Annotated in this window: 1 protein-coding gene; it reads left to right on the top strand. The window is 29.9% G+C overall.

Translation table 11 applies throughout. The features are described 5' to 3' along the window. Positions 1-570: 570 nt before the first annotated feature. Positions 571-2,499: an SEFIR domain-containing protein gene (locus tag Q1B37_RS24155; protein WP_299903333.1), complete on the top strand. Its 1,929-nt coding sequence runs from the start codon at positions 571-573 to the stop codon at positions 2,497-2,499. The last annotated feature ends 345 nt before the right edge of the window (positions 2,500-2,844 follow it).

Raw genomic sequence — 2,844 nt, 5'->3', positions numbered from 1 at the left:
AATTATTCATAGAATCTTTGCTATAATAAAAAACCAAACTGCTTATAAAAACAATTTGGTTTTGTCATAGAAATCAGTGTGACAAAGAACACAAACCCTCTTAACTTTATAAAAGCTCTTCGAGGTATTAAAAAACAACCTCTTACTAATTAATTACTCCCTACTACCCCTTACCAAAGTACTTCGAAGTCTTACTGAACTATTTCGAAGGATCAAATTAATCCATAAAAGGAGTATTCTTTGGCCTAGCAACCCATTTGGGATGGGGTAAAAGGCTTTCTGTATGGCAAAAAAGGGTTGAATCATGGCCTGGAAGCACTTTTGTAACGGCTCACAACCCTAAAATCGCCAGCTCTAAGTATTAATTTGATTCTTACAATGAGTTTGCTAAGGGGTTAAGGGTATGCTCGTATGGGGTATTAATAAAATCAATATTGTATAAGTGGGGAATTTTTAGTTATATTAGAATGTTTAATAAACGTACGTGTATTACTTGGTATGTGTTTACAAAATATAACTGATGCAGCTGCAATAGCAAATAGATACCAGCGTTGTAACCAATTTGAAAAAATGAGAGAAGCTTTAACAGATTTAAAAGAAATTGTTCAATCTTACTTGAGCGGTTTAAGGTTTTCTCAAAATAAAACAAAATCTAAATCTGAAAGAGACTCAAGAAAAGCAGATGTCATTTCTTTCACTTATGGACTTGAAAATAAAAAATATTCTAGAGAAGAAATTGCCTTACTTTCTGATGTTACCTATGAAAGAGTAAGACAAATCAATAAGGATGCATTAAAAGATTTGAAAAAACAAATCTTCGAACCCGAAAAAAGTAGTTTGTTTGGCGAAAGTTATGAATCACTAATTAAACTCAAAGAAGAGTTGATTGAAAGAAAAGTTATTTCATACTACTCGTTACTATCTGATGTTAATGAAAAAATTAAAGAAGAAACCATAAAAAATGAAAGTTTATTAAACTTATTACTAGATGTTTTTGACTTTGATTATATCAACATCAAATTACATTTATTAAAGGATAATGATCTAATTATCACTTCAACTGAAATTGATAAAAAGAAAATATTACAACTATGTTATGCTACATACATTGTAGTTGAACAAAACACAATACCTGTAGAATTAAATGATCTAATTATTGGTGTAAAAGGCAAATTAAAAGGATTCACTTTTTCAAAAAGAGATATTGAAATGGCCTGTGAAGCCATAGATGCTATATCAATTCAATCTGATGGAAAGTACTCGATCTCTTTTGACAAACTATCTTCATCTAGTGACATGGCTTATAGAATATTATTTGAAGAAAATAAAAAACTAAAATTAGCTGAAATTCTTAAGATCATAAATCATAGACTTCTAAGAACAGATAGAAAAAGAATAATAAAAGGTAGTCTTAATTCTCAAATGAATATGGATAAAAGGCTAATGCCGTTAGGTAAATCAGGTTATTGGACACTAAGAGAATGGCAAGAGGAAAATAAAACTATGTATGACTTAATAACAGAAACCTTGACTTTATTTGACAAGCCTCTAAAGAAAGAAACTATTTTCACCCAGATACACAAAACTCGTCCAAACATACCAATACGTTCACTTGATACAGTAATCTACAATAAAAGATATTGTAAAATAAAGGGGAATAAATATATTTTAAGTGAATGGAGAGACTTGTATAAAGATGAAATTATAATAACAAAACCTAAAAATATAATTGTTAAGGAAAACCCAGTAACGGAGCAGATTAAAAGACAAGTAATTAACTTATTTAAAGAGAATAACTCAACGTCTATTTTATTATCTACAATAGTAAAAACATTAAACAAGAATTTCAATTTTCCAAAAGGTTCCATTTATAATGTAATTAGTGAAAATCCTGAATTTGAAACAAAGTTTGTTAGCAAAGTAAAAAAAATGGTTATGTATAAATCTCAAAATGATAATTCCGAATCTTCAACCAAATCTACATCTGTCTTTGTCTCATATAGTTGGGATGGGAAAGATCATAAAGAAAAAGTAATATCATTTGTCGAATTCTTGCGTACTAAAGGGTTTGAAGCAGATATGGACATTAAATTAATGCAGGATGAAACAGCAGTTGACTTCAATAGATTAATGCATAAGGGTATTTTAAAATATGACAAGGTACTTGTAATTCTTTCGCCAAATTATAAAACTAAAGCAGAGGCTTTCGAAGGAGGAGTTGGAAAGGAATACAGGTTTATTTGTAGTAATATCGATAAAAATCCTAAAAAGTACGTTTTTACGTCTTTTGAGCCAATTACAAATGATACTATTAATGAAATAGTTCCTATTGAATTCAAGGGTAGGGAAATTGTAGATTTAGTTAAAGATGAAACAAATAAATTTGAAGCCCTATTTTCAAAATTAACAGATACAAAAGTTTACAAATTTAGCGATGTGGCCAAAAATACACCATTAGTGGAATCAAAACGAATAATGCCTTTTACATTAAAAAAATAGAATAACAAGCGAAAACGACATGGAACAAAGTGTAAAATGTTCATGCTGCAGCATCGGCAGCACGCCATTTAAACCCCACTAGCGCACGAATCCTTTTGGGTGCCGCATAAGAGTAAGAAAAGTATACCCAAATAGGTTTAAAAAATTATGTATGCGTATTTTAACTACTTTTAGACATTATGAGTAGGAAGTACAAATTTCATAATGCTTCAGGATTATATTTTGTAAGCTTTGCTTACGTTGTCTAAAGTCTATATAGAGTACTGTGCCCCAGATTTCCATGATAAAATCAAGGGTTAAAAGTTAAAATATTAGGCAGCAGCTTTTTGATAAGGTTGTTGCCTT

The sequence above is a fragment of the uncultured Aquimarina sp. genome (genome assembly GCF_947492965.1).
Classification (GTDB): domain Bacteria; phylum Bacteroidota; class Bacteroidia; order Flavobacteriales; family Flavobacteriaceae; genus Aquimarina.
This window is presented reverse-complemented; position numbering and strand designations above follow the sequence as displayed.